The following is a 25,993-nucleotide window of genomic DNA, read 5'->3' on the forward strand; positions in this document are numbered from 1 at the left end:
CAGAACCCTGCCATGGAGTAGAACATGAAACCTGACATCATCGTGGTGACCGCCGCTTATGGCCACGTGCAGATCGCCGCACTCGGGGGTCAGCGTGCGCTGCTGCCGATTATTCAGCAGGCGGGCGCTGACGGCGTTGAAATCCGCCGCGAACTGCTTGATGACACGGCGCTTACCGATCTGCCCGCGCTGGGCCGGGCGGTGGCGCAGCATCAGCTGCACGCCAGCTATTCGGTGCCCGATACGCTGTTTTGTGACGGCGGCGAAATCAATCCACGCCTGATCCACTACGTTGAAGAAGCACGCCAGTTAAACGCTCAGCGGCTGAAAGTGGCGCTGGGAGACTTTACCGGTGCACTCCCTCGCGAAACGTTGCAGGCGCTGCTGGCGGATCTGCCGTTTCAGCTGACCGTGGAAAATGACCAGACTGAGCATGGTCGACTGGCGCCGTCCGTCGCATTTTTTACGGCGGTCAGGGAAGCCGATCTGCCGATCAGCATGACCTTTGATATGGGTAACTGGCGCTGGACCGGGGAAGATGCCGACCAGGCAGCGCAACAACTGGCCGCGCAGGTGGGTTATGTGCACGTCAAAGCGGCCGTGCCGCACCAGGATAGCTTCCGGGCGATTGCGCTGGATGAGGCGGATGACCACTGGCGCACGCTGCTGCAACAGCTGCCCGCACAGGCACCGCGCGGTATAGAATTTCCGCTGGAAGGCGACGATCTGACTGCGGTGACACGCCACTACGTGTCGCTGCTGCGTAACGTGTAAGGAACAGATATGACGCACATTAATCATCACAACGGTCAGCTTGATGTGGTCACCATCGGTGAAGCGATGGCGATGTTTATCGCCCGCGAGACTGGCGATCTGGCCGCAGCAGAGACCTTTGTTAAACGTGCTGCGGGCGCTGAACTCAATGTGGCGACCGGCCTGGCACGTCTTGGCCTGAAAGTGGGCTGGGTCAGCCGTATCGGCGATGACGCTTTCGGCCGGTTTATCTGCCAGCAGCTGGAAAAAGAGGGTATCGACCACGCCTGTGTGACGGTCGATAAACGCTATCCCACCGGTTTTCAGCTCAAGTCCAAAGTCGATGACGGTTCTGATCCGCTGGTGGAATATTTTCGTAAAGGCTCGGCGGCCAGCCATCTGTCGGTTGACGATTTTGATGCAGACTATTTCGGCTCGGCGCGTCATCTGCACCTGAGCGGTGTGGCGGCGGCGCTGTCAGAGAGCTCGCTGGCGCTGCTGAAGCACACCGCCAAAGAAATGCGTGCACGCGGTAAAACTATTTCGTTTGACCCTAACCTGCGGCCGGTGTTGTGGCGCAGCGAAGAGGAGATGCGTAAGCAACTCAATCTGCTGGCGGAGTATGCCGACTGGGTGCTGCCGGGCGAAAAAGAGGGGCTGATTCTGACCGGTTATCGTCAGCCGGAAGCGATCGCCGATTTCTATCTCGACAAGGGTGTCAAAGCCGTGGTCATAAAAACCGGTTGTGACGGTGCCTGGTATAAAACGTCGCAGGGCGAAAAGGGTCAGGTTGAGGCGATAAAAGTCGATAACGTGGTGGATACCGTGGGTGCCGGTGACGGTTTTGCCGTTGGCGTTATCAGCGCCCTGCTGGAAGGTCAGTCGCTGCCGCAGGCGATTCGTCGCGGCAACAAAATTGGTTCGATGGCGATTCAGGTCATTGGTGACAGCGAAGGTCTGCCGACGCGTCAGCAACTGGGCGACGTGTAGTTCGCGCCCCTCTACAGTCACAGGAGTTCCCGATGAAAAAGCAGACAATCGCGCCAAAACGCTGGTGGTTCATCATGCCCATCGTGTTTATCACCTACAGCCTGGCGTATCTTGATCGTGCAAATTTTAGCTTCGCTTCTGCTGCCGGGATTAATGACGATCTCGGCATCACCAAAGGCATGTCCTCGCTGCTGGGTGCGCTGTTCTTCCTGGGTTACTTCTTCTTCCAGATCCCGGGTGCGATTTACGCCGAACGCCGCAGCGTCAAAAAACTGATCTTCGTTTGCCTGATTCTGTGGGGCGGCTGCGCCTCGCTGACCGGCGTGGTCAGCAACATTCCGATGCTGGCAGCCATTCGCTTTGTTCTGGGCGTGGTGGAAGCTGCGGTAATGCCTGCGATGCTGATTTATATCAGCAACTGGTTTACCAAATCGGAGCGTTCGCGCGCCAACACCTTCCTGATCCTGGGGAATCCCGTCACGGTGCTGTGGATGTCGGTGGTGTCGGGCTATCTGATCGAATCCTTTGGCTGGCGTGAGATGTTTATCATCGAAGGGATTCCTGCGGTGATCTGGGCGATCGCCTGGTGGTTCCTTGTGCAGGATAAACCCGCACAGGCGCGCTGGATGAGCGATGCCGAGAAAGCGGCGTTGCAGGCTGAACTGCAGAAAGAGCAGGAAAACATCAAAGCGGTGCGCAACTACGGTGAAGCGTTCCGTAACCGCAACGTGATCATTCTCTGTCTGCAATATTTTGCCTGGAGCATCGGCGTGTATGGCTTTGTGCTGTGGCTGCCGTCGATTCTGCGTAACGGCACGCAGATGGGCATGGTCGAAGCGGGCTGGTTGTCAGCGGTGCCTTATCTGGCGGCAACCATTGCGATGGTGATTGTCTCCTGGGCGTCTGACAAAACCCAGAACCGCAAGCTGTTCGTCTGGCCACTGCTGCTGATCGGTGCGCTGGCTTTCCTCGGCTCGTACCTGGTGGGATCTAACCACTTCTGGATGTCCTACACCCTGTTGGTGATTGCCGGTGCCGCGATGTATGCGCCTTACGGACCGTTCTTTGCCATCATCCCTGAAATGCTGCCGCGTAATGTTGCCGGTGGTGCAATGGCGTTGATCAACAGCATGGGTGCGCTGGGATCGTTTATCGGTTCATGGATTGTCGGCTATCTTAATGGAGCAACCGGCAGCCCATCCGCCTCCTACATCTTTATGGGATCGGCCCTGCTGGTTTCGGTGTGGCTGACGCTGATTGTGAAGCCGGCGCAGAATAAAGCGCCACCGTTGCAGGGTGCGAAACCGGCCTGAAAGCGTAAACGTTAGCCTCTATTTCTCCGGGCGGCCTGCAAGCCGCCCGTAACTTATTGACCGGGAGCCACCGAATGAAACCCGCTGTAATTCTTTATAAAAAACTGCCTGACGATCTTTATGCCCGCCTGGCTGAACAGTGTGACGTGACGGAAATCAGCGATCTCTCACCAGAGAGCCAGCAGAAGTATGCTGCGGATTTCCAGCAGGCAGAAGGTCTGCTGGGATCGGGCGGTAAAGTGAATGGCGAGCTGCTGGCGAAAATGCCCAATCTTCGCGTCTGCTCCAGCGTCTCTGTGGGCTACGATAATTTTGATGTAGACGCCCTGAATCAGCGTAACGTGGTGCTGATGCACACGCCGACCGTGCTGACCGAAACCGTGGCAGACACCATGATGGCGCTGGTGCTGAGCACGGCGCGCCGGGTGCCGGAACTGGATGCCTGGGTTAAAGCGGGTAACTGGCAGAAGAGCATCGGACCGGCGCAGTTCGGCATCGACGTACACCATAAAACGCTGGGTATTCTCGGCATGGGACGTATCGGGATGGCGCTTGCGCAGCGGGCGCACTTTGGTTTTGGCATGAAAATCCTCTATAACGCCCGCCGTGAGCATGAGGAGGCACAGTCACGCTTTGGCGCACAGCGCTGTGAACGGGAAGCGCTGCTGAAGCAGAGTGATTTCGTCTGCATTAGCCTGCCGCTGACTGAAGAGACACACCATCTGATTGGGGCCGCCGAGCTGGACCTGATGAAACCGGATGCGGTGCTGATCAACGCCGGGCGCGGACCGGTGGTGGATGAGAAGGCGCTGATCGCTGCCTTGCAGGCAGGCAAACTGCATGCCGCCGGACTGGATGTGTTTGAGCAGGAGCCGGTCTCTGCCGACTCCCCACTGCTGTCATTGCCCAATGTGGTGACGCTGCCGCACATCGGTTCTGCGACACACGAAACCCGTTACGGCATGATGCAGGATGCGGTAGAAAATCTCATCGCCGCACTTGGCGGAAGCGTCGAGAAGAACTGCGTTAACCCGCAGGCACTGAAGTAATCCCCACGCCTTCCCATTGCGCCCGCCGATGGCGGGCGTTATGGTGGACCCCCGATTCGTTACACAAATATTTAACCGCTATGTCCTTTTCTCAGTTCGGCGACAAATTTACCCAACATTCCGGCATCTCACGTCTGATGGAAGATATGGGCGCGGGCCTCCGCACGCCCGGCACCATCATGCTGGGTGGCGGCAATCCGGCGCAAATTCCGGCCATGAACGACTACTTTCAGCAACTGCTGCAGCAGATGCACGAGGAAGGCAAACTCAGCGAAGCGCTGTGCAATTATGACGGTCCGCGTGGCAAAGCGACGCTGCTGGCGTCACTGGCTGAATTGCTGCGTGAACAGCTTGGCTGGCCGATCACCGCAGAGAATATCGCACTGACCAACGGCAGTCAGAGCGCTTTCTTCTATCTGTTTAACCTGTATGCCGGTCGCCGGGCCGATGGCAGCAAGAAGCGAGTGCTGTTCCCGCTGGCGCCTGAGTATCTTGGCTATGCGGATGCCGGTCTGGAAGAGGCGCTGTTTGTCTCGGCGAAGCCGAACATTGAGCTGCTGCCGGAAGGCCAGTTTAAATATCATGTCGATTTCGAGCATCTGCCGATGAACGATGAGGTCGGGCTGATCTGCGTCTCGCGCCCGACAAATCCTACCGGTAATGTGATCACTGATGATGAGCTGATGCAGCTCGATGCGCTGGCACAGCAGCATGACGTGCCGCTGCTGATCGACAATGCCTATGGTGTGCCGTTCCCCGGCATCATCTTCAGCGAGGTGCGCCCGCTGTGGAATCCCAACATCATTCTCTGCATGAGTCTGTCGAAGCTCGGCCTGCCGGGTGCGCGTTGCGGCATTATTATTGCTGACGAGAAGACGATTACTGCACTGAGCAACATGAACGGCATTATCAGTCTGGCTCCGGGCAGCATCGGTCCGGCCATCGCCAATGAGATGATCCGTCGCGGCGATCTGTTGCGGCTCTCCGAAGAGGTGATCAAGCCGTTCTATCATCAGAAGGTGCAGCAGACCATTGCAATCCTGCGGCGCTATCTGCCGGAAGAGCGCTGTCTGATCCACAAGCCGGAAGGCGCGATTTTCCTCTGGCTCTGGTTCCGCGATCTGCCAATCACCACTGAATTGCTTTATCAGCGGCTTAAAGCGCGCGGCGTGCTGATGGTGCCGGGCCACTTCTTCTTCCCGGGTCTCGAACAGGCGTGGCCGCACACTCATCAATGTATGCGGATGAACTACGTGCCGGATGCAGAGAATATCGAGCGGGCGGTGCAGATTCTGGCGGAAGAGATTGAGATCGCCTGGCGCGACAGCTAATCCTGCTCTTCCTGTGGATCGGTTAATGACAGCTGGCACCACTGTGCCAGCTGCTTAATGGCCTGTTCCACCTCCGCATTCCAGCCGAAACCGGCATTCAGCCGGAAACAGTGATCGTAGCGATCATCGGTGGCAAAAATGTGGCCCGGTGCAATGCCGATACCCGCATTACGCGCTTTCAGAAACAGTTCGCGCACGTTCAGCGCCTTTCCCGGCATCTCGACCCACAGCACATAGCCTCCTTCCGGATCGGACACCCGCGTTCCCGCCGGAAATTCCCGCAGCACCGATTGACGCATTTCGCGAATTTGCCGTGCCAGCTCGCGACGCAGCTTGCGCAGATGCGCATCATAGCCGCCGCTGCGCAGCAACTCCGCCACTGCCGCCTGTGACAGCACCGAGGTGCCCATCGTCGAGGTATATTTCAGCGAGGCGATTTTGCGCATGTAATTGACGCTGTGAACCCAGCCAATGCGAATGCCAGGTGCCACGGTTTTGGAAAAGCCGCTGCAGAGAATGGCGTTGGGGCTGAAGGCGCGCATCGGGAAGGGGCGACGCTCACCAAAGGCGGTATCGCCAAAAATATCATCCTCAATGATCACCACATCGTTTTCATCCGCCTGCCGCGCAATATAGGCTTTATGCTCGTTAGGAATGCTCTTGCCCAGCGGATTATTGACGTTGCACAGGGTCAGAAAAACCCGTACCGCCTTGCGCTGAAATAATCCGGTCAGCTTCGCCACATTCACATACCCTTCCGGCCCGGCTTCCACTTCAATCACCCGTAAATTGAGGTTATGCAGCATCTGCAGCAGCACGAAATAGCAGGGTGACTCTACTGCCACCACATCGCCCGGCTGGGTGGTGGCGCGCAGGGACAGCGAAATCGCCTCTATGCAGCCGTTGGTGATCAGAATGTCGTCGGCGCTGATATTGCAGCCGTAATCGACCGCGCGTCGGGCAATCTCAGTTTTCAGCGGCGCATAGCCGGTACCTTTGACCGTATTGCCGAGCAGCGCCGGTTTGCTGTAGCCCATCTGGCGCATCAGCAGGCCGATGCGCTTGACCGGATAAAGGGCGCTGTCGCCGTTAGCCAGATCGAGACGCACCCGGCAGTCTGAGCCGAGCATCGCCAGATGCAGTTCTGTCTGCTCATCCAGCGGCGCGATGGCGCGCGGCTGTTCGCTGACGGCGGGCAGCTGACGCGAGGCAGGCCGCTGCGAGGCAACAAAAAAGCCCGATTTTGGACGGGCAACGGCGTAGCGCTCATCTTCCAGCGTGCGCAGTGTTTTCAGGGCGGTGGTGAGGCTGACATTGTACTGTGTTGCCAGCGTCCGCACCGACGGCAGACGGCTGTCGGGTGCCAGTGAACCGCCGTGAATGGCCTGCTTAATCTGTTCTGCGATCTGGCGGTAACGACTGTTCTGACTCTCCTGTTCCCCGATAATATCGGCCATCTGTTCCACCCCATATCGCGCTGATCTGTGCATATTCAACAGAGTACATTCAAAGTAGTTTAGGCTGCATCTCTTAATTATTCATGACGCTAAACGGCCCGACGCCCCTTCAGCCGCCGGCTTCAGGCCATAAAGTGATACTGTTCAACTGAGGGAAACGTGAAAAATGAACAATCTGCCCGCCATGATGAAGGAGATTGAAGCGTATCTGTCGCCCGCCATCATTGAATCGGCTCAGCGCTGCTCTGTTCGCCTGCTGGCGGCGTTGCCGGATCAGCAGATGCTGGAAAATAACCGCGTTCTGCTCGCCTATGGCGGCGGAAAAGACAGTAGCTACATGGTGGCTTACGTGCGTTACCTTCAGGGGCTGATCTGGCTGCAGCAGGGCAGCACGTTTCATCTGCGGGTCAGTACTAACCGTCATGCGGCGATGAATCAGAGCGTGATGGAGAACATCCACCGCGTTTATCAGGCGCTGGCGATGCATGACGATGACCGGACAGAATGCCTGGTGGTAGATGGCCTGCTGATCCGACCGTTTGCCCGCGACCTGACGATTCCTGAGAGCGTACGGCAGCAGAACCGCAATGACGTGCTGATGAATGGCCACCGTTTTCGCGCTGATGCGCGCTCGACCTTCTGCAACGCCTGTAATCTCAGCATGGTGAACTCCTTTGGTCTGGCGGCAGACTACAACGGCGGCGTGGATCTGATTATCACCGGCGACTCGCCGCAGGAGCAGGCCGCCTATGTCGCCTGGGCGAGACACCTTTCCCGGCTGTTTGATGCGCCGGTAGCGGACAAAAGCCGGGGCTTCAGCGGATTTCTCCAGACGCTGGACGGTGTGGCAGAGCGCTACTTCTCTGACGTTTACGGGGCCGAACAGCTGACAGCCGCGCACCGCATCACCCATCAGCTCGCACGTGACCCGCTGTTTTTCAACATTTATCAGGACACCGCCTATGAAGCGGGCGCGCACTGGGCGCTGCTCAGCGAATTTATGCGCTTCCGTTTTGATGAACTGATGTTCAGCTTTTCCGAGTCCGACTGCGGTAATCCAACGCTGATGGCGCATCTGCGCGGACTGCGGGCTGAAACGCTGCTGCAGCGCCACTATGCCGAAGGGATCCGCGAGTATGTGCGCTTCGCGCTGGGGCTGATGGTGAAGAAAGATTTTCCGTCCGCGCTCATTAATGAGATGGCGGCGCGCTATCAGGACGACGACGCCATCCGGCAGCAGCGGCAGCGCGCGGCAGATTTCGCCATGCAGGCGTTTAACCTCAGTGAAGATCAGCTGATCTGCATGATTTACTCACCCTTCCTGGCGCACGGAGAGCAGCTGGGACACTGGCTGTCGCAGCAGCAGATTGCGCTGGAGGAAGCCGCTATTCGCGATCTGATTGAACAACGCAATAACGACGTCGAACTGGCTCAGCAGTTAACACAGCTCTCCGGCCTGACGCTGACGCAGATGCGCCACTGCTGGCAGAGCAGGCCGGTCAGTTCGCTGCTGGAGGGCAAAAGCACCGATCCGCTGTCGCGCGTCCTGCGTTTTGATCCTCACAAAGCGGTGATTCAGGTCAATAACGGTGTGCTCAATGACATCGTGACAGAAATCATTTCCGGGCGTTAACCCGGTAAGGCGAGGCGATGAAAAAGATTTTCCTGCAAATTGGCGCCACCCGCGACGGACAAAATCCTTATTGCGCGGTGGCGAAGCGCGACGGCTATTTTACCGTGCTGGCGGAAATGGGTGATTTTGTCGATTACCAGTCGCTCAGTCTGGCGTTGCCGTTTGATCTGATTATTCGCCTCGACCGTCCTGAGAATCCGTGGGAGCTCATGCAGGCTTATCTGCATGCCGGTTTACTGGCGCATCCGCTGGTGGTGCTGGCAGGCTTTGAAGCTTACAACGCCAGCGCCGGACGGCTGCGTGAGATGCTGGCCGGGCCAGACGCGCCTGCCGCCTTTATTCCCATGGATAAATATGCGCAGCGCATGGCGCTGAAAAAAGCCTGGCCGCGCTTCCCGCAGCCAGAGTTCCGCTTTTTCGCGTCACCGCTCAGCATTCTGGATGCGGAACAGGCGCTGATCTATCCGTGTGTCGTGAAACCAGTGGATGGCGGCGGCGGCCTGGGCATCTTTCTGATTGAACGCGCCGATCAACTGCGCAGTGTGGTGAAACAGCTGGTGCAGACCATGAACTATGGCGGTCGCGGCTTCAGCGGCTTTATTGTGGAAAGTGCGCTGACAGGTACTGAGTTTTCGTTGCAGGGTGTGGTGCATCAGGGGCATCCCCAGGCACTGACCTGCTGCCAGAAGGTGATTGAGCAGCACCGGGATAGCCAGGGATGCGTCAGTTTTTATGAGTCGGGGCATGTAGCAATGGCGGCAGCGGCCTTGCCGGCATCGTTCAGTAGCCTGATGACCTTCTGTTGTGAAACCTTTGGCTATCGTCAGGGCGCGTTTCATATCGATTTTATTGTGGTTAATGGCGTACCGCATTTCCTTGAGATGGGATTCCGGCTTTCCGGCATGGGGGTGGCAATGCTGGTGCAGGAGGCAACGGGCATCAACTGGGCGGATGTCACCTTCCGGCTGGAGGCGGGCGATCCACTGCCTGCTTTTGCTTTCACCGGATCCGGTGCGGTTGGACAGCTGCGGTTACGGCAACCGGCGCAGCTGCAGGCTGCCGAAAGCTGGATCGAACAGCATCAGCAGGGTGCGCTGTTGCCCCCCCTCAGATTGCCTGCACTGCAGGTTTCGCCACGCTCCTCGCTCTATGCCGATCTGACCCGTCATGCGGGTATCCTCGCCACCTTCAGTCTGACAGATACAGCACGTGAGCCAATCATGACCACGTTTAAGCAGGTGATTGCCGCGCAGTCAGTCACCGCCGGGAGAGACAAAGTATGTGCAGGATGATTCTGGCATATGGCCAGTTTGACAGCGCACAGATCCTGGAGGCAGCACGCGCCATGAGCTGCGGCGAAGGCGCCGAACACGATGGCCCGATCAAATCGCATCCCAATGGCTGGGGCTGTCTGTGGCTGGAACAGGGCGAGATTCACACCCTGCATGGCACCGGCCCGTTCGCAGACGCCCTGCCGGGTATTGACGTGGATCGTCTGCGCAGTCGGTTTCTGGCGGTTCATGTGCGTCACGCCACATTGAGTAAAAATCAGGGGATCGAGTTTTCGCATCCGCTGTGGCGCAACAGCGCCGGACATCAGTGGTACATGATGCATAACGGCTTTCTGCCGACCATTTACCGTCAGCTCGGCCTGACGGAATCACGCTTCGATTCTGAAGAGTATCTGCGCTATTTAGTGGATCAGGCCACCCCTGCTGATTTCACCCGGGACTATCTGCGCGCAAAGATGGCGCAGGTTGAGCCAGGCGGCAGCGCAGGCAATGCCATTTTCGTCACCCGCGACAAAGCCTGGGCGTGGCAGTGGTATCCGCACGACACCCCCTGGCCGGACTATTTTACGATGCATTTTCGGCAACAGGACGGTTGCACGCTGATCGCCTCTGAACCCGTGACAATACCAGGCAGCGCCGGCAGCTGGCGGCGAATGAATAATCATGAACTCTATGAAATACCGTTTAGGGAGTGATAAACATGGCAATTTTCAATCAGTTCCGCGTGATTAATCCCAACATGTTTGTGGAATCGACCTGGCTGGATGACATCGTCACTGCACGGGTGCCGCTACTGGTGCTGCGTAACTTTCTGACGCCAGACGTGCGGCAAGCGGTGGTGACTGACCTGCAGAGCTGTCGGGAAAAGATCCGTGTCTCTCACTATCCCAATGGCGCGCTGACCACGCTGGGTCCCTATCTGGCACGCCATACGGCGGCACCTGATAACTATTTCACTGAGCTGCGCGATATCCAGCCGGCGCTGCCGGCATCACTCAACACACTGCGCGAACAGATTTACCGCTGGGTGCAGCACGCGCTGCGGCTGGAGAGCTTAAACATCGCCCACGAACCGGGTTGTGGTGACTACGCCGGTTCTATCGTGCGCTTTCATGCTGATGGCGTCGCGAACCCGCTACATAACGACAATATCGTGCGCGATGCTGCAGGAACCTCCCTGGTTGTGACACAAATATTGCATCAGCTCAGCTGCGTGGTCTGCCTGCAGGAGTGCAGCGCGGGTGGTGCGCTGCGCATCTACAACAAAAAGTGGTCGCCGGAGGATGAGCAGTTCAAAACCGCCGGTGAGCTGGGCTATCGCAGTGGGGTCATTGATCACAGCGAGATCTGCGAATTTTCACCGCGCAGTGGCGATGTCTATCTGTTTAATCCCGCTTTTTATCATGAGATTGATCGGGTCGAAGGCGATACCCGTATCACGATGGGGTTCTTTTTCGGGCTGACCGATAAAAAGATGAAACATGCTATCGCCTGGAGCTAAGCCAGGTTGTGCCATTAAGTTGTGCCAGAAAAGGAGAAGGGAATGACGACGTTTGAAAAGATTACTGCGCTGCTGGATCAGCATCAGGCCAGCTACCGTGTGGTGGAGCATGAGGCGGTAGGGCAAACCGAGCAGATCAGCCAGATACGCGGCAACGCACTGGGTCAGGCGGCCAAAGCGATGGTGCTGGAGGTGAGCATGCCGGATGGTGCGCCCTCGCGACAGCTGCTGGCCATTGTGCCGGGCGACTGCCGGATCAATTTTAAAAATGCGGCGCGCGCGATCGGTGGCAAAAAATCCTCTTTCGCCGCGCCGGAGCTGGCACAGGCACTGACCGACTGTGTCATGGGCGCTGTGCCGCCATTTAGTTTTGATGACCGGCTGGCGCTGCGGGTGGATTCCCGGCTGCAACAGGTCGGCACATTATGGTTTAACGCGGGCGAACTGGAGAAGTCGATCGCGCTGGCTGCAGAGGATTATTTTCGCATCGTGGGGGACGCGTGTTGTGCTGATATCGCCACCCCGATTGCGGTCACCGCCTGACGGCGGCACAAGGAGTTTCTGATGTCGGTAAAAGATATACTGTTAGCGCTGTGCGTGGTGGTGGCGTGGGGCGTGAATTTTGTGGTGATTAAGCTGGGGCTGCAGGGCATGCCGCCCTTTTTGCTCGCCGGACTGCGTTTCTCTCTGGTCGCCTTTCCCGCCATTTTCTTTGTGCGTCGCCCGCCGATCCCGCTGCGCTGGCTGGTCGTTTACGGCATGACCATCAGTTTTGGTCAGTTCGCGTTTCTGTTCCTGGCGATCAAACTTGGTATGCCAGCCGGTCTGGCCTCGCTGGTGCTGCAGGCGCAGGCCTTCTTTACCCTGTTGCTGGGCGCGCTGCTGCTGGCGGAAAAGCTGCGCTGGAATCATATTGTCGGGATTATCATCGCCACGCTGGGGATGTTTATGCTGGCAACAGCAGGCATGGAAGGGCAGACCAGCGCCGGTATTACGCTGACCACCATGATGCTGACACTCTCGGCGGCGCTGTCATGGGGGCTGGGCAATATCACTAATAAGATCATTATGCGGAACCGCAGTGTGCCGATCATGTCGCTGGTGGTCTGGAGTGCACTGGTACCGGTCATTCCCTTCTTTGCCTGCTCTCTGCTGTTTGATGGCGAGGCCGCCATCGTTAACAGCCTGCTGCATATCGGCCTGCAGACCGTGCTGGCGCTGTTCTATCTGGCGTTTGTCGCCACCATTGTGGGCTATGCCATCTGGGGGAATCTGCTAAGTCGCTATGAAACCTGGCGCGTCGCGCCGCTGTCGCTGCTGGTGCCGGTCGTGGGGATTGTTACCGCTGCACTGGTGCTGGATGAGCATCTCTCCGGGCAGCAGATGCTGGGCGCGGCAGTGATTATTCTGGGGTTGCTGGTCAATGTGTTTGGTGGCGTGCTGGGTCAGCGTTTAGCGATGAGAACGCAGCCGTAAAGTTAAAAAACGCCGCTGCCACGGCGTTAGAGGTTGTTGATAAAATCTGACCCGGTTAGCTGTGAGACCGAGCAAGCGCAGGAAGCACGGTCAGATCGGAAAGACGCAAAAACCGCCCTCCATGGCACGCTCGGCCCGCGCGATTACGCACCTCATCCCTGAGGTGCGCCCGTTGCCGGGCCAACGCTTCGCGTTGTTCAAAAACGCTCCCGACGTTTTTGTCCATGGCACGGGACGCTTTCCTCTTCTGCCCGTGTTTCCTGCGCGTTGAGTTTACTCGTTGCGGCCAGATTCACCCTGATTTGGGTATGCCAGCAGTCTGAAACGCCGCTGACGCTGCGTATGCTCCCTGAGCCTGCGCTCCCACTGACATCAAAAACAAAAAACGCCGCATAAGCGGCGTTTGTCATAGTTAATACAGAATCTCAATCTTACTTCAGAATCTCAATACGGCGTGGTTTCGCCTCTTCCGGCACCAGACGTTCAAGGTCGATGCTCAGCAGACCATTTTCGAGACGAGCATCGCGCACCACAATGTGGTCGGCGAGCTGGAATTTACGCTCGAAGTTGCGCTCGGCGATTCCCTGATACAGGTATTTACGCTCGGCCTGCTCTTCAGGATGGGCTCCCCGCACAATCAGCACGTTATCGTGCGCTGTAATATCCAGTTCGCTCTGAGAAAAACCGGCCACCGCAATCGTAATGCGATAGTGATTTTCATCGACCAGTTCTACGTTATAAGGAGGATAGCCGCCATTGCTCTGATTCTGATTAGATTCGAGCAGGTTAAACAGGCGATCAAAACCGATAGCAGAGCGATAAAGTGGGGTGAGATCAAAATTACGCATATTAAGACTCCTGAAGTTCAGCAAGTTTTGGCAACCTTCCACTAGTGGACAGGCTGGATACGGCACCTCACTGTCCCTTGCGGCAACCGTGAGTGCGTCCGTAAAGTAAAAATGGGTGTCAGAAGAGGATTTTCAAGAGGGTAAAATGCAATTTTTTTCGCCAATCTGAGGAAATGACATACACTCAGGACTACTTTTGCCAGACCAGAACGGACTTCGCCCCAGAGTGTTGACGTTGTCTGGCAAGCAAACTCAGCCAGGCTTATGCCATGACTGAAGGGATGATGATGATGAAATTAAAGACCTTACCTCTGGCTGGAATAGTGTGCTGCGCAATGGTGACAACCGGCTGTTCCAGCGTGATGTCTCACACCGGTGCGAGTCAGGGCTACTATCCCGGCACCCGTGCCAGCGCTGACATGCTGGCCGATGGTGATACCAGCTGGGCGCTGAAGCCGCTGGCGTTAATCGATCTTCCTTTCTCTGCCGTGCTGGATACGCTGCTGCTGCCGTGGGACTACTACCGTAGCGACCAGGACAAAACTCTCGACTCCCCACGTGAACGCATCCTGCAGAGCGAAAGACTCGCGCATACCAACGAAAGCCTGGCACAGGCGCAGCCTATGCCTCCTGTGCGGTCGCAGCCGCAACCGTAAAGAGTTGCCGCCAGCCATTCACCTCACGCATATAAGCAATCTGTGTTCCGTCCGGTGACCAGACCACCGCGTCACCTGACGGTGCTTCTTCCGTTCTGCCGGTCAGCCGCTGACACGCGCCGCTCTCAATGTCACATCGCATCACGTTGTTATCACAGATAAAGGCAATCGCCTGGCCATCAGGATGCCAGCTAAAGGCGGACTGAATGCTGTGGCTGAGATGGGTGATCTGACGCGGTTCGCCGCCGTTGGGCGACACCACCCAGAGCTGGATCACCTCTCCTGCATCCGCCATCAGAAACGCGATCTGGCTGCCATCCGGTGCAGCACGCAGCCAGTGGCGCGGTTGCAGCGCCACGCCGCGGCTGTGCGTCAGGCGACGCTGCTGCACGCCAGCCGGTGGCGCAGGTAGCTGCTGGCTGCTGCCCTCCAGTGGCTTCTCTCCGGCGCGGGCGTACTCCTCCAGCGCGTCAGGCAGATCAACAATAAAAACTTCAGGCCGTTTCTCGCCCTGTGCCGTCACGGTGTCGCCAATAAAAGCGATAGCCCAGCGCTGCCAGCTGCCGTCTGGTTTCTGATAACCGCGCTCACCGACCCAGCACTCCTCATAGGCACGATTGATCTGGTCGCTGCCGGGTTGTGGTTCCGCATGCGTCTGGCTCACCAGCACGCAGAAAAAAGTGCCGTCATATTCACGCGGATGCTGCTTTACAGGCGTGACAGTACACAGCGGCACGCCGACGCCGACATTGCGCAGATCCAGACGGCTATCCAGTTCATGCATCACGTGGTCATTGTAGGTAAAACTCAGGCGTGAACCATCAGGACTAAAGACATGAACATGTGAACCGCCACGCAACGCGCCAGGGGTGAACGGCGGCGTGATATCGCAGGCATCCAGATTCACCGCCGTGCCGTTCTGAACGATCACACCGCGCCGGTGGTGGAAATCATACTGCCAGCTGGCATCAGGATGTTCCGGGCCATGAATGCAGACGTAGCGTGGCGGCAGGTCGGGACTGACCGTAACGACACCGACGTGGGCTCCGTGTCGGGCCTGATAGAGCACCTCTACCTCTCCGGTCATCACATTGACCCGCTCAATGGTCTGGCTGGTAAACGACGCGCCCGAGGGGCGGACGTCAAACGCCAGCCACTGACTGTCGGCAGTCCAGATATTGATATTGGTGAGCTGATGCTGACGGGCAGCAAAGGTGATCTGTTTTTCTGACATGATAAAACCCACGGAGACAGCGTTGCCCGACAAATTACGCGATTCTGTTTTGCGGTGCAGCTTTTTTGCCGGATGCAGGGAGCCGGGCCGCTGCGGCCCGGCAGAGAACAGAGCCGTTAAAGCACTAACTCTTCAATGGCATGCGCCACACCATCTTCCATATTGGTTTTGGTGATGAACTGCGCGATTTTCTTAACAGAATCAATGGCATTACCCATTGCGACGCCGGTTCCGGCGTATTCAATCATCGCCAGGTCATTCTCCTGGTCGCCAATCGCCATCACCTCTTCCTGCTTAAGACCGAGCTTGTCAGCCAGCATTTTGACGCCCTGGCCTTTATTCACCCGACAATCGAGAATTTCCAGGTAGTAAGGCGCGCTCTTCAGGATGGTATAAGTCTGGTGAGCATGTTCGGGCAGACGGGCAATCGCCGCGTCGAGCAGGTCCGGGCGGTCAATCATCATCAGTTTCGGGAAGCGCATGGCGCGATCCATCTCTTCCACGGCGCGATAGCGCACCGGAATGCCGGTCAGGCTCGCTTCATGGATGGTGTATTCACTGATGTCTTTATTGGGTGTGTAGAGATGGGATTTGTCGAACGCCTGGAAATGCACACCAAGCTCGCGCGCCAGATTCTCGATGTAGAGGTAGTCGTCAAAGGTCAGCGTCACTTCCGCCACGCACTCACCATCTTCGGCCTGATGAACCAGCGCACCGTTGTTGCTGATCGCATACTGGCCGGGCGTCTGCATATCCAGCTCCATCAGATAGCGCTGGATACCCACAAATGGCCGGCCGGTGGTCAGCACAATCGACACACCTTTCTGGCGGGCGCGATCCAGGGCAGATTTCACCCCTGGTGTGATCTCATGTTGCGGGTTGAGCAGGGTGCCATCCATGTCGATAGCGATCAATTTAATAGCCATACAATCCTCGTAGCGTCTGGGTTTTATTCAATGCTAGCGCGATTCAGCGCACATTGACCAGCTTCATGGCAGGCAGGAACGGGCAGCAAACCGCTGGGTTCAGGCGGCAAAGAGATCGCGGTGGATTTAAATCACGGCTTTTCGGATAGTTGCGGGTTCGCCTGGCGAACAGCCGGGGCGCGGCCTGATGGATTTTCGCCCGTACGGTACAAAAAAAAGGCCATCACCTGAGTGATGGCCTGTTACGTCCGCTGCCGGTTAGATATCGATATTGGCGGCTTTCAGCGCATTCTCTTCGATGAAGGCGCGACGCGGTTCCACCGCATCGCCCATCAACGTAGTGAACAGCTGGTCAGCGCCAATCGCATCTTTAATGGTGACGCGCAGCATACGACGGCTGTCTGGATCCATGGTGGTTTCCCACAGCTGATCCGGGTTCATCTCACCCAGACCTTTGTAGCGCTGGACGGAGAGGCCACGACGCGACTCTTTCACCAGCCACTCAATCGCCTGTTCGAAACTTGCCACTGGCTGACGACGTTCGCCACGCTCAATGTAAGCATCTTCTTCCAGCAGACCACGCAGCTGGCTACCCAGCGCGCAGATTTTGCGATACTCAGGCCCCTGAATGAAATCCGCTTCCAGCGGATAGTCGGTATCCACACCGTGGGTACGGACGCGCAGCACCGGCTCGAACAGGTTCGTTTCGCGGTTTTCACGCACCTGTGCCAGATAGGTGCTGCCGTGCGCTTCGCGTTCGGTCAGATAGCTCACCAGACCGTTCAGCCAGGTGGTGACCTCTGCTTCGTTGCTCAGATCGCTCAGCGTGTCGTGATAAATCATCGCACGCAGCATCGCCATCGGATAACGGCGTTCCATACGCTTGATCATCTTCTGGGTACTGTTGAAGTCAGAGACCAGTGTCTCCAGCGGCTCACCGCCCAGCGCGGGTGCGCTGGCATTGGTGTGCAGCGTCGCACCATCAAGCGCGATAGCGATCTGGTATTGATCCATCGCCTCGTCATCTTTGATGTACTGCTCCTGCTTACCTTTCTTCACTTTGTAGAGTGGCGGCTGGGCGATATAAACATGGCCGCGTTCAATGATTTCAGGCATCTGACGATAGAAGAAGGTCAGCAGCAGGGTACGGATGTGTGAACCATCGACGTCGGCATCGGTCATGATGATGATGCTGTGATAACGCAGCTTGTCCGGGTTGTACTCATCGCGACCAATACCACAGCCCAGCGCGGTGATCAGCGTGGCAACTTCCTGGGAAGCAAGCATCTTGTCGAAACGCGCTTTCTCAACGTTAAGGATTTTACCTTTCAGCGGCAGAATCGCCTGGTTCTTACGGTTACGGCCCTGTTTAGCCGAGCCGCCTGCGGAGTCACCCTCCACCAGGTAGATTTCGGACAACGCCGGGTCGCGCTCCTGGCAATCCGCCAGTTTGCCTGGCAGACCTGCCAGATCCAGCGCGCCTTTACGGCGGGTCATTTCACGGGCGCGGCGGGCCGCTTCACGGGCACGGGCTGCGTCGATGATTTTGCCGACGACGATTTTGGCGTCTGATGGATTTTCCAGCAGGTATTCTGCCAGCAGCTCATTCATCTGCTGCTCAACCGCCGATTTCACCTCGGAGGAGACCAGTTTATCTTTGGTCTGCGAGGAGAATTTTGGATCCGGCACTTTCACCGACACTACGGCGATCAGACCTTCACGGGCATCATCACCGGTGGCGCTGACTTTGGCTTTCTTGCTGTAACCCTCTTTGTCCATGTAGGCATTCAGGGTACGGGTCATCGCCGCACGGAAACCGGCGAGGTGTGTACCACCGTCACGCTGCGGGATATTGTTGGTAAAGCAGTAGATGTTTTCCTGGAAACCGTCGTTCCACTGCAGTGCCACTTCCACACCGATGCCATCTTTCTCAGTAGAGAAATAGAACACGGTAGGGTGAATAGGGGTTTTGTTTTTGTTCAGGTACTCAACAAACGCCCGGATGCCGCCTTCGTAATGGAAGTGATCGTTTTTGCCATCGCGCTTATCTTCCAGACGAATAGACACGCCCGAGTTGAGGAATGAGAGTTCACGCAGGCGTTTCGCCAGAATGTCATACTCAAAATCGCGCACGTTGGTAAAGGTTTCGTGGCTCGGCCAGAAACGCACGCGGGTCCCGGTAATGTCGGTTTCACCCGTTACCGCCAGCGGTGCCTGCGGTACGCCATGGACGTAAACCTGCTGATGCACTTTGCCTTCGCGACGAATGGTCAGCTCCAGCTTCTGCGACAGGGCGTTAACCACGGAGACGCCCACGCCATGCAGGCCGCCGGAGACTTTATAGGAGTTATCATCGAACTTACCGCCAGCATGCAGCACGGTCATGATCACTTCAGCGGCAGAGATGCCCTCTTCTTCGTGAATACCGGTTGGAATGCCGCGTCCATCATCCTGCACCGAAACGGAGTTATCCGCGTGGATGGTGACCACAATGTCACTACAGTGACCAGCGAGCGCTTCGTCGATTGCGTTATCCACGACCTCGAATACCATGTGATGCAGACCGGTACCGTCATCGGTATCGCCGATATACATGCCCGGGCGTTTGCGTACCGCATCAAGTCCTTTCAGGACTTTAATACTTGAGGAGTCATAAGAATTCGACATCAACGTTTCTCGCTCATTTTAATCTTCAGGTTGAACCGCTATTTTACCCTGTTCCACGCGGAACATCTTGCCCTTTTCGTCAGTCATGTCGATTACATGCCCGGCAGAAATAGCGCTGACAAACACCTGCGCCTGAGTGGCTTTTAACCGGTCCGCCAGCAGGCGTCGTCGGCTCTCATCCAGCTCAGAAGCAAAGTCATCAATGAGGTAAATACAGCGGCGTCCGCTCTGGCTTGTCAGGAACTCGCCCTGTGCCAGACGCAATGCACACATCAGCAGTTTTAACTGCCCGCGTGAGAGTAAATCTTCCACCGGCGTCCCTTCAGCCCGAATACGAAAATCGGCTTTATGGGGGCCGCTGGCGGTATAAGTCAGCGCACGATCGCGCTCGAAGTTACGTTCCAGCAGTTCGCCGTAATCACTCTCTTTGTCCCAGCCACGCTGGAAGGAGAAGCGCAGTTCAAACTCTGGCAGAAACTGGCTACAGGTGGCGGTGATCTCTGCAGATATCGCCGCACTGTATTCCGCGCGCCACTGGCTAATCTGTTCAGCCAGCGGAACCAGCTCCTGATCCCAGGGGCGAATCTGGCTGTAACGTGAGACCTGGCGAAGCGCCGCGTTCCGCTGTTTAAGCAGGCGACGCATGTTGTTCCATGCGTTGAAAAAGCCGGGCGTGTTATGGAAGCAGCCCCAGTCGACATAGGCCCGGCGGTATTTGGGACCGCCATTCAGCAGACTAAAACCTTCAGGCGTGATTAACTGCATCGGCAGCAGCTGCGCCAGCTCTGCGACTTTATGACCATCGCTGCCATCAATACGCACTTTGCTGTCACCGGCCCGGTTTTTGGTCAGCCCGACAGAAATTTCCCGCTCTGCGTTTTCCAGACGCCCGTGCAAGACGAACGCCGCCTCGTCGTGACGAATGACGCGACCCGCCTGCAAACTGCGAAACGATCGACCATGCCCCAGCGTATGAATCGCCTCTAAAACGCTGGTTTTCCCACTGCCGTTGGCACCCACCAGGAAATTAAATCCGGGGGCCAGTTGCAGGTCGGCCTGCTCAATATTACGAAAATCTTTGATAAGAAGGCGGGTTAAAGCCATGAATCAATCCAGCGTGAAGGGCAATAAAGTTTTTGGACCTGGCGATCAAGTGCGTTAACGGCAAAGCAGGTTTGGCCGACATCCCAGTCACGAGGCCGTCGGCGTCGCCGCTACGTTGCGCCTCGCCAGCGCACAGCCACCGGAGCGTACTGAAGTACGTGATGATGGCGAGCACTGCCGGGGCACAACATAGCAAGTAAGCCAGGCCGATATATCACACCTACAAGCGCATGGGCATGACGACGTAAGCTGCTGCGGGACTCGCCACATCTTCGATCTGCACGCTCGACACTGAATCCGTCAGCAGCAGGCGGACGTTTTCGCACTTCAGCGCGTTCAGCACATCCAGCACGTAACTGACGTTAAAACCGATCTCCAGTTCCGTGCCGTTATAGCTGACATCCAGCATCTCTTCCGCTTCTTCCTGTTCAGGGTTATTGGCGGTAATTTTTAGCTGATTTTCGGTGATATAGAGGCGAACACCGCGGAACTTCTCGTTAGAAAGGATGGCAGCACGGGCAAAGGCCTGTTTGAGCAGATCGCAGCCCGCTTCCAGCACTTTATCGGGATTCTTCGGCAATACGCGGCGATAGTCAGGGAAGCGACCATCAACCAGCTTAGAGGTAAAGATATAGTCGCCGACGTGCGCGCGGATATTGCTGCCGCCAATCCGGACCTGCAGAGGCGTATCGCCGCCATCCAGCAGACGCAGCAGCTCAATGACGCCTTTACGTGGCACAATCACGGAATGACTCGGCAGTGCCTGACCAATCGGCATGGAGCAAACGGCCAGACGGTGACCATCAGTGGCTACAGTGCGCAGCTCTTCCCCTTCGGTTTCAAACATCATGCCGTTGAGGTAGTAACGCACATCCTGATGGGCCATCGAGAACTGAGTCGCTTCGATCAGCCGTTTCAGGGTCGCCTGCGGCAGGGTGAATTCAACTTCACTCTGCCAGTCGTCGAGATTCGGGAAGTCACTGGCGGGCAGGGTCGACAGCGAAAAACGGCTGCGGCCAGAGCGAACCAGCATACGATCGCCTTCCAGCGCCAGCGTGATTTCTGCACCATCCGGCAATCCGCGACAGATATCCAAAAATTTTCGCGCCGGAACGGTGGTGGAGCCAGGCTCATGCGCCTGCGTCAGCGCCACACGTGCGACCATCTCCATTTCCAGATCGGTACCGGTCAGCAGCAGCGAACCTTCTGTAACCTGCAGCAGCAGGTTTCCGAGAATCGGCAGCGTCGGACGACCACCCAGTGGGCCACTAACTTGTTGCAGCGGCTTCAGCAGCTGCTCACGTTCAACAATAAATTTCATAGCGTCAGGAAGATAATGTTCTGATGAGATTAGAGAAATCTTCTTTGATATCGTGGCTCTCTTCACGCAGCTGCTCAATCTTGCGGCAGGCATGAAGCACCGTTGTGTGGTCGCGACCCCCAAAAGCGTCGCCAATTTCTGGCAAGCTGTGGTTCGTCAACTCTTTCGCCATCGCCATCGCCATCTGGCGCGGACGCGCTACCGAGCGCGAACGGCGTTTGGAAAGCAGATCTGCCACCTTAATCTTGTAGTACTCAGCCACGGTCTTCTGAATATTATCGATGGTGACCAGCTTTTCCTGCAGCGCCAGCAGATCGCGCAGCGCTTCACGCACGAAGTCGATGGTGATCGCCCGACCGGTAAAGTTAGCATTGGCGATGACGCGGTTCAGTGCACCTTCCAGTTCACGCACGTTAGAGCGCAAACGCTTGGCAATAAAGAAGGCAACTTCACCCGGCAGACGGATGTCGTTCTCATCCGCTTTTTTCATCAGGATCGCCACACGCGTTTCCAGCTCAGGCGGCTCGATCGCCACCGTTAAACCCCAGCCGAAGCGCGATTTAAGACGATCCTCTACACCGTTGATCTCTTTGGGATAGCGATCCGAGGTGAGGATGATCTGCTGATTGCCTTCTAATAAGGCATTAAAGGTGTGGAAGAACTCTTCCTGTGAGCGCTCTTTATTCGCAAAGAACTGAATGTCATCGATCAATAGCGCATCCACAGAACGGTAGTAGCGTTTGAACTCTTCAATTGCATTGTTCTGCAGCGCTTTAACCATATCCTGTACAAAACGCTCGGAGTGCATGTAAACCACTTTTGCATTGGGTTTGCGGGCAATAATGCCGTTGCCCACCGCATGCAACAGGTGCGTTTTACCGAGACCCGTGCCGCCATACAGAAAAAGTGGGTTATAAGCGCCGCCTGGATTATCCGCCACCTGACGTGCCGCCGCGCGCGCCAGCTGGTTGGATTTACCTTCAACGAAGTTATCGAAGTTATGACGGTTATTCACATTCGAGCGGTAAGTGACGTCGGCCGGAGCCGGGACATTATCCCAGCTGGGACGCATGATCTGCGCCGGGGCCGGACGAATATGGCTCTGTACGGGCATCACGGGCGCGCTGACGCTGGCCATGACGGGCTGGCTGACCGCTGCCGCTTGCTGCTGAACCGGGCGCGTACCTACTTCAAAACGCAGTGCAGGCACGTTTGGACCACAAAATTCATTTAGCAGTGCGTTGATGCTATTAAGGTATTTGTCCCGAACCCAGTCGAGTACGAAGCGATTTGGAGCATACAAGGCAAGCGTATTGTCGTTTAACTCAGCCTGGAGTGGACGGATCCACATGCTGAATTCGGTGGCAGGAAGCTCATCCTGCAAACGGGCAAGACACTGTTGCCAAAGCGTAAGTGACACGGCGGACTCCACTCGTACAAATTCGAAAAGAATAGTAGGCGTTACTCTAAGAAACGTTCATTTTTGACACAGACACTAAGAAAGCGCCTGCGACCGCTATCAGCGGTTTTCCGTCCTGCAATCACCGGAGGATCGTCAGCGGAAGGGCGGATCATAGCGCAAAGCGAGGCAGAGATCTCCCCTTTCTACACAGTTTTGATCCTTTTTATCCACAGGCCAGAGGCGCGCAAAGAAGTTTACGCCAGTTGCGGGAAAAACCAGCAGAGATCTGACGCAATAGATGAAAATTTCGGACGTTATCTCATTTTATCCCCAGGATCCGGTGAGCCGATCGCAATAAGATCCCGCGCGATCCTTGCGCTTTAGTGCGGAGCCCGTATAATTCTCCACCCGACATTGAGCCATCAGGCGCAAAGTCGGGACTCTGCGGGCTGTATGCGGGTTTTCAGGCACTATGACACGCGAAGTAAATTGACTCGGGACTGTACAATTATTACAATCCCGCCTCTTTATTAAAGACACATTGAGGCGTAGGTCGATTTTCTGGCCCGAAACGCGTCACCCAGTGAAAATTTTCAAGTTTAGGTAGAAACCGCCATGAAACGCACTTTTCAACCGTCCGTACTGAAGCGCAACCGTTCACACGGTTTCCGTGCTCGTATGGCAACAAAAAATGGTCGTCAGGTTCTGGCACGTCGTCGTGCTAAAGGCCGTTCTCGTCTGACCGTTTCTAAGTAATAAAGCAAGCCCTGATGGGTAAGCTCGCATTTCCCAGGGAGTTACGTTTGTTAACTCCCACTCATTTCACTTTCGTCTTCCAGCAGCCACAACGGGCTGGCACGCCGCAAATTACTATTCTCGGCCGCCTTAACGCGCTGGGGCATCCCCGCATCGGTCTCACCGTCGCTAAAAAACATGTGAAACGCGCTCATGAACGCAACCGGATCAAGCGATTGACCCGCGAAAGCTTTCGTCTGCGTCAACATGAACTGCCGTCGATGGACTTCGTGGTGGTCGCGAAGAAGGGGGTTGCCGATCTGGATAACCGTATGCTGGCGGAAGCGTTGGAGAAATTATGGCGTCGTCACTGTCGCCTGGCGCGCGGCTCCTGATCGTCCTGATACGCGTCTATCAACGCGGTATCAGTCCATTACTGGGACCACACTGTCGGTTTCACCCGACCTGCTCTCATTACGGAATTGAGGCATTACGCAGGTTCGGCCTGATAAAAGGCAGTTGGTTGACATTAAAACGCGTATTAAAATGCCACCCCTTGAACCCGGGTGGTGACGATCCTGTGCCGCCAAAAACCTTTGATACCAGAGAACATTAACGATGGATTCGCAACGCAATCTCTTTCTCATCGCTTTTCTGTTCGTGACCTTTATGATCTGGCAAGCCTGGCAGACGGACCACGCTCCGCAGCCACAGCAGACGCAGACCACACAGGGCACCAACAGCGTAGCGGGTGATGCCGCCAGTCAGGGTGTACCGGCCAGCGGTCAGGGCCAGACGATCACCGTTAAGACTGATGTCCTGTCATTGAATATCAACACCCGAGGCGGTGATGTTGAACAAGCACAGCTGCTGACTTTCCCGGACAAACTGGGTTCAGACCAGCCGTTCCAGCTGCTTGAAACAACGCCAGCATTCCTTTATCAGGCTCAGAGCGGTTTAACCGGTCGTAATGGCCCGGATAACCCGAACAACGGTGCACGTCCGCTGTTCAACGCTGCACAGAATCACTTCGAGATGGCTGATGGCCAGTCCGAACTGCGTGTGCCGATGACCTATACCGCTGAAAATGGCGTGGTTTATACCAAAACCTTCATCTTCAAGCGTGGCGAATATGCCGTTAATGTCGATTATCATGTCAACAACACCACGCAGCAGCCGCTGGAAGTGTCGTTGTTTGGCCAGCTGAAGCAGACGATTGATCTGCCAAAGCATCGTGATACCGGCAGCAACAACTTTGCGCTGCACACCTTCCGTGGTGCGGCCTACTCCACCAGCGAGTCGAAATATGAGAAGTATAAATTCGACACTATCGCGGACAACGAGAACCTGAACGCGACCACCAGCAATGGCTGGGTGGCGATGCTGCAACAGTACTTTGCGACGGCATGGGTTCCGCGTACCGAAGGCACCAACACCCTTTACACCAGCAACCTGGGTAACGGCGTTGCGGCAATTGGCTATAAATCTGCACCGGTCACCATTGCCGCAGGCGCACAGCAGAATCTGGGTGCAACGCTGTGGGTCGGCCCGGAAATTCAGGACAAGATGGCCGCGATTGCGCCGCACCTTGATCTGACCGTGGATTACGGCTGGTTGTGGTTTATCTCTCAGCCGCTGTTCAAACTGCTGAAATTCATCCACAGCTTCATCGGTAACTGGGGCTTCTCCATTATCGTGATCACCTTCATCGTGCGCGGCATCATGTACCCGCTGACTAAAGCGCAGTACACCTCGATGGCCAAGATGCGCATGCTGCAGCCGAAAATTCAGGCGATGCGTGAGCGTCTGGGTGATGACAAGCAGAAGCAGAGCCAGGAAATGATGGCGCTGTATAAAGCAGAGAAAGTGAATCCGCTGGGTGGCTGTCTGCCGCTGGTGATTCAGATGCCAATCTTCCTGGCGCTCTACTATATGCTGTCAGGCTCGGTTGAACTGCGTCATGCCCCATTCGTTCTGTGGATCCATGACCTGTCAGCGCAGGACCCGTACTACATCCTGCCGATTCTGATGGGCATCACCATGTTCTTCATTCAGAAGATGTCACCGACCACCGTGACCGATCCGATGCAGCAGAAGATCATGACTTACATGCCGGTGATTTTCACCGTGTTCTTCCTGTGGTTCCCGTCAGGTCTGGTGCTGTACTACATCGTCAGCAACCTGGTCACCATTCTCCAGCAGCAGCTGATTTATCGCGGCCTGGAAAAACGTGGTCTGCATAGCCGCGATAAGAAGAAAGCGTAAGCGATTCAGCGCGGGAGTCATCCCGCCCTTAAATAGTCTA

24 protein-coding genes are annotated in these 25,993 nt (G+C 56.3%); 16 read left to right on the top strand and 8 right to left on the bottom strand.

Annotated elements, in window-relative coordinates; all coding sequences use genetic code 11:
* The first annotated feature begins 24 nt into the window (after nucleotides 1-24).
* From Q7C21_RS11300 to Q7C21_RS11320, 5 genes are all read left to right on the top strand, one after another.
* Nucleotides 25-774 (top strand): sugar phosphate isomerase/epimerase family protein, encoded by a 750-nt coding sequence (locus tag Q7C21_RS11300; RefSeq protein ID WP_375150726.1) that lies wholly within the window; start codon nucleotides 25-27, stop codon nucleotides 772-774.
* Between the two features lie 9 nt (nucleotides 775-783).
* Entirely contained in the window at nucleotides 784-1,743 is a 960-nt protein-coding gene (locus Q7C21_RS11305) for a sugar kinase (RefSeq protein WP_003849600.1), read from the top strand.
* 32 nt (nucleotides 1,744-1,775) lie between these two features.
* The gene (locus tag Q7C21_RS11310) at nucleotides 1,776-3,056 is read left to right on the top strand and encodes an MFS transporter (RefSeq protein WP_003849602.1); all 1,281 of its coding nucleotides are present in this window, start codon (nucleotides 1,776-1,778) and stop codon (nucleotides 3,054-3,056) included.
* Between the two features lie 74 nt (nucleotides 3,057-3,130).
* Nucleotides 3,131-4,105 (top strand): glyoxylate/hydroxypyruvate reductase GhrB, encoded by a 975-nt coding sequence (ghrB, locus tag Q7C21_RS11315; protein WP_008926385.1) that lies wholly within the window; start codon nucleotides 3,131-3,133, stop codon nucleotides 4,103-4,105.
* An 80-nt stretch (nucleotides 4,106-4,185) separates the two neighbouring features.
* On the top strand, nucleotides 4,186-5,436 hold the full coding sequence (locus Q7C21_RS11320; RefSeq protein ID WP_003849606.1) for a valine--pyruvate transaminase: 1,251 nt from the start codon (nucleotides 4,186-4,188) through the stop codon (nucleotides 5,434-5,436).
* On the opposite strand, the gene Q7C21_RS11325 is transcribed toward Q7C21_RS11320, so the two are convergent.
* Nucleotides 5,433-6,893: a PLP-dependent aminotransferase family protein gene (locus tag Q7C21_RS11325; RefSeq protein WP_008926386.1), complete on the bottom strand. Its 1,461-nt coding sequence runs from the start codon at nucleotides 6,891-6,893 to the stop codon at nucleotides 5,433-5,435. The genes Q7C21_RS11320 and Q7C21_RS11325 overlap by 4 nt on opposite strands.
* A gap of 166 nt (nucleotides 6,894-7,059) precedes the next feature.
* Here Q7C21_RS11325 and Q7C21_RS11330 point away from each other — a divergent pair, with 166 nt between their 5' ends.
* Genes Q7C21_RS11330 through Q7C21_RS11355 form a run of 6 tightly spaced genes read left to right on the top strand, consistent with a single transcriptional unit; the run spans nucleotide 7,060 to nucleotide 12,795 of the window.
* Nucleotides 7,060-8,526: a hypothetical protein gene (locus Q7C21_RS11330; protein WP_375150727.1), complete on the top strand. Its 1,467-nt coding sequence runs from the start codon at nucleotides 7,060-7,062 to the stop codon at nucleotides 8,524-8,526.
* Nucleotides 8,527-8,543: 17 nt separating this feature from the next.
* Nucleotides 8,544-9,818, top strand: a complete 1,275-nt coding sequence (locus Q7C21_RS11335; protein ID WP_039658662.1) for an acetyl-CoA carboxylase biotin carboxylase subunit family protein — start codon at nucleotides 8,544-8,546, stop codon at nucleotides 9,816-9,818.
* Nucleotides 9,806-10,513: a class II glutamine amidotransferase gene (locus tag Q7C21_RS11340; protein ID WP_375150728.1), complete on the top strand. Its 708-nt coding sequence runs from the start codon at nucleotides 9,806-9,808 to the stop codon at nucleotides 10,511-10,513. Before Q7C21_RS11335 ends, Q7C21_RS11340 begins: the two co-directional genes overlap by 13 nt.
* 5 nt (nucleotides 10,514-10,518) lie before the next feature.
* A complete protein-coding gene (locus Q7C21_RS11345) occupies nucleotides 10,519-11,319 on the top strand; it encodes a hypothetical protein (RefSeq protein ID WP_008926390.1) in 801 nt (266 codons plus the stop codon).
* Between the two features lie 42 nt (nucleotides 11,320-11,361).
* Nucleotides 11,362-11,862 (top strand): YbaK/EbsC family protein, encoded by a 501-nt coding sequence (locus Q7C21_RS11350; RefSeq protein WP_003849620.1) that lies wholly within the window; start codon nucleotides 11,362-11,364, stop codon nucleotides 11,860-11,862.
* Nucleotides 11,863-11,883: 21 nt separating this feature from the next.
* Nucleotides 11,884-12,795, top strand: a complete 912-nt coding sequence (locus tag Q7C21_RS11355; protein WP_154926846.1) for an EamA family transporter — start codon at nucleotides 11,884-11,886, stop codon at nucleotides 12,793-12,795.
* Between the two features lie 431 nt (nucleotides 12,796-13,226).
* Here Q7C21_RS11355 and ibpA read toward each other — a convergent pair whose 3' ends face one another.
* Nucleotides 13,227-13,643, bottom strand: coding sequence for a small heat shock chaperone IbpA (gene ibpA / locus Q7C21_RS11360; RefSeq protein WP_003849623.1), 417 nt, complete (start codon nucleotides 13,641-13,643; stop codon nucleotides 13,227-13,229).
* Nucleotides 13,644-13,930: 287 nt separating this feature from the next.
* Between ibpA and Q7C21_RS11365 the strand changes: the two genes are divergently transcribed.
* Nucleotides 13,931-14,299 (top strand): YceK/YidQ family lipoprotein, encoded by a 369-nt coding sequence (locus Q7C21_RS11365; protein ID WP_283543753.1) that lies wholly within the window; start codon nucleotides 13,931-13,933, stop codon nucleotides 14,297-14,299.
* Here the strand turns inward: Q7C21_RS11365 and Q7C21_RS11370 are convergent.
* The 6 genes from Q7C21_RS11370 to dnaA all read right to left on the bottom strand — a co-directional run bounded on the left by Q7C21_RS11370 (nucleotide 14,265) and on the right by dnaA (nucleotide 22,971).
* Nucleotides 14,265-15,533, bottom strand: coding sequence for a DUF3748 domain-containing protein (locus tag Q7C21_RS11370; RefSeq protein WP_140034179.1), 1,269 nt, complete (start codon nucleotides 15,531-15,533; stop codon nucleotides 14,265-14,267). The genes Q7C21_RS11365 and Q7C21_RS11370 overlap by 35 nt on opposite strands.
* Nucleotides 15,534-15,649: 116 nt before the next feature.
* Nucleotides 15,650-16,459, bottom strand: a complete 810-nt coding sequence (gene yidA, locus Q7C21_RS11375; RefSeq protein WP_039658658.1) for a sugar-phosphatase — start codon at nucleotides 16,457-16,459, stop codon at nucleotides 15,650-15,652.
* A gap of 258 nt (nucleotides 16,460-16,717) precedes the next feature.
* Nucleotides 16,718-19,126: a DNA topoisomerase (ATP-hydrolyzing) subunit B gene (gyrB, locus tag Q7C21_RS11380; RefSeq protein ID WP_140034180.1), complete on the bottom strand. Its 2,409-nt coding sequence runs from the start codon at nucleotides 19,124-19,126 to the stop codon at nucleotides 16,718-16,720.
* 18 nt (nucleotides 19,127-19,144) lie between these two features.
* Nucleotides 19,145-20,230 (bottom strand): DNA replication/repair protein RecF, encoded by a 1,086-nt coding sequence (gene recF, locus Q7C21_RS11385; RefSeq protein ID WP_003849644.1) that lies wholly within the window; start codon nucleotides 20,228-20,230, stop codon nucleotides 19,145-19,147.
* A gap of 220 nt (nucleotides 20,231-20,450) precedes the next feature.
* The gene (gene dnaN / locus Q7C21_RS11390) at nucleotides 20,451-21,551 is read right to left on the bottom strand and encodes a DNA polymerase III subunit beta (RefSeq protein WP_003849646.1); all 1,101 of its coding nucleotides are present in this window, start codon (nucleotides 21,549-21,551) and stop codon (nucleotides 20,451-20,453) included.
* Nucleotides 21,552-21,555: 4 nt separating this feature from the next.
* On the bottom strand, nucleotides 21,556-22,971 hold the full coding sequence (gene dnaA, locus Q7C21_RS11395) for a chromosomal replication initiator protein DnaA (RefSeq protein ID WP_003849649.1): 1,416 nt from the start codon (nucleotides 22,969-22,971) through the stop codon (nucleotides 21,556-21,558).
* Between the two features lie 597 nt (nucleotides 22,972-23,568).
* Between dnaA and rpmH the strand changes: the two genes are divergently transcribed.
* From rpmH to yidC, 4 genes are read left to right on the top strand one after another with little or no spacing between them, the layout of a single operon-like run.
* Nucleotides 23,569-23,709 (top strand): 50S ribosomal protein L34, encoded by a 141-nt coding sequence (gene rpmH / locus Q7C21_RS11400; protein ID WP_003849659.1) that lies wholly within the window; start codon nucleotides 23,569-23,571, stop codon nucleotides 23,707-23,709.
* Between the two features lie 14 nt (nucleotides 23,710-23,723).
* Entirely contained in the window at nucleotides 23,724-24,083 is a 360-nt protein-coding gene (rnpA, locus tag Q7C21_RS11405) for a ribonuclease P protein component (RefSeq protein ID WP_008926396.1), read from the top strand.
* Nucleotides 24,047-24,304 (top strand): membrane protein insertion efficiency factor YidD, encoded by a 258-nt coding sequence (gene yidD, locus Q7C21_RS11410; RefSeq protein ID WP_008926397.1) that lies wholly within the window; start codon nucleotides 24,047-24,049, stop codon nucleotides 24,302-24,304. Before rnpA ends, yidD begins: the two co-directional genes overlap by 37 nt.
* A 2-nt stretch (nucleotides 24,305-24,306) precedes the next feature.
* Nucleotides 24,307-25,953: a membrane protein insertase YidC gene (gene yidC / locus Q7C21_RS11415; RefSeq protein ID WP_003849663.1), complete on the top strand. Its 1,647-nt coding sequence runs from the start codon at nucleotides 24,307-24,309 to the stop codon at nucleotides 25,951-25,953.
* Nucleotides 25,954-25,993: the final 40 nt, after the last annotated feature.

This window comes from Pantoea sp. ANP04 (assembly GCF_041982285.1).
Classification (GTDB): domain Bacteria; phylum Pseudomonadota; class Gammaproteobacteria; order Enterobacterales; family Enterobacteriaceae; genus Pantoea; species Pantoea eucalypti.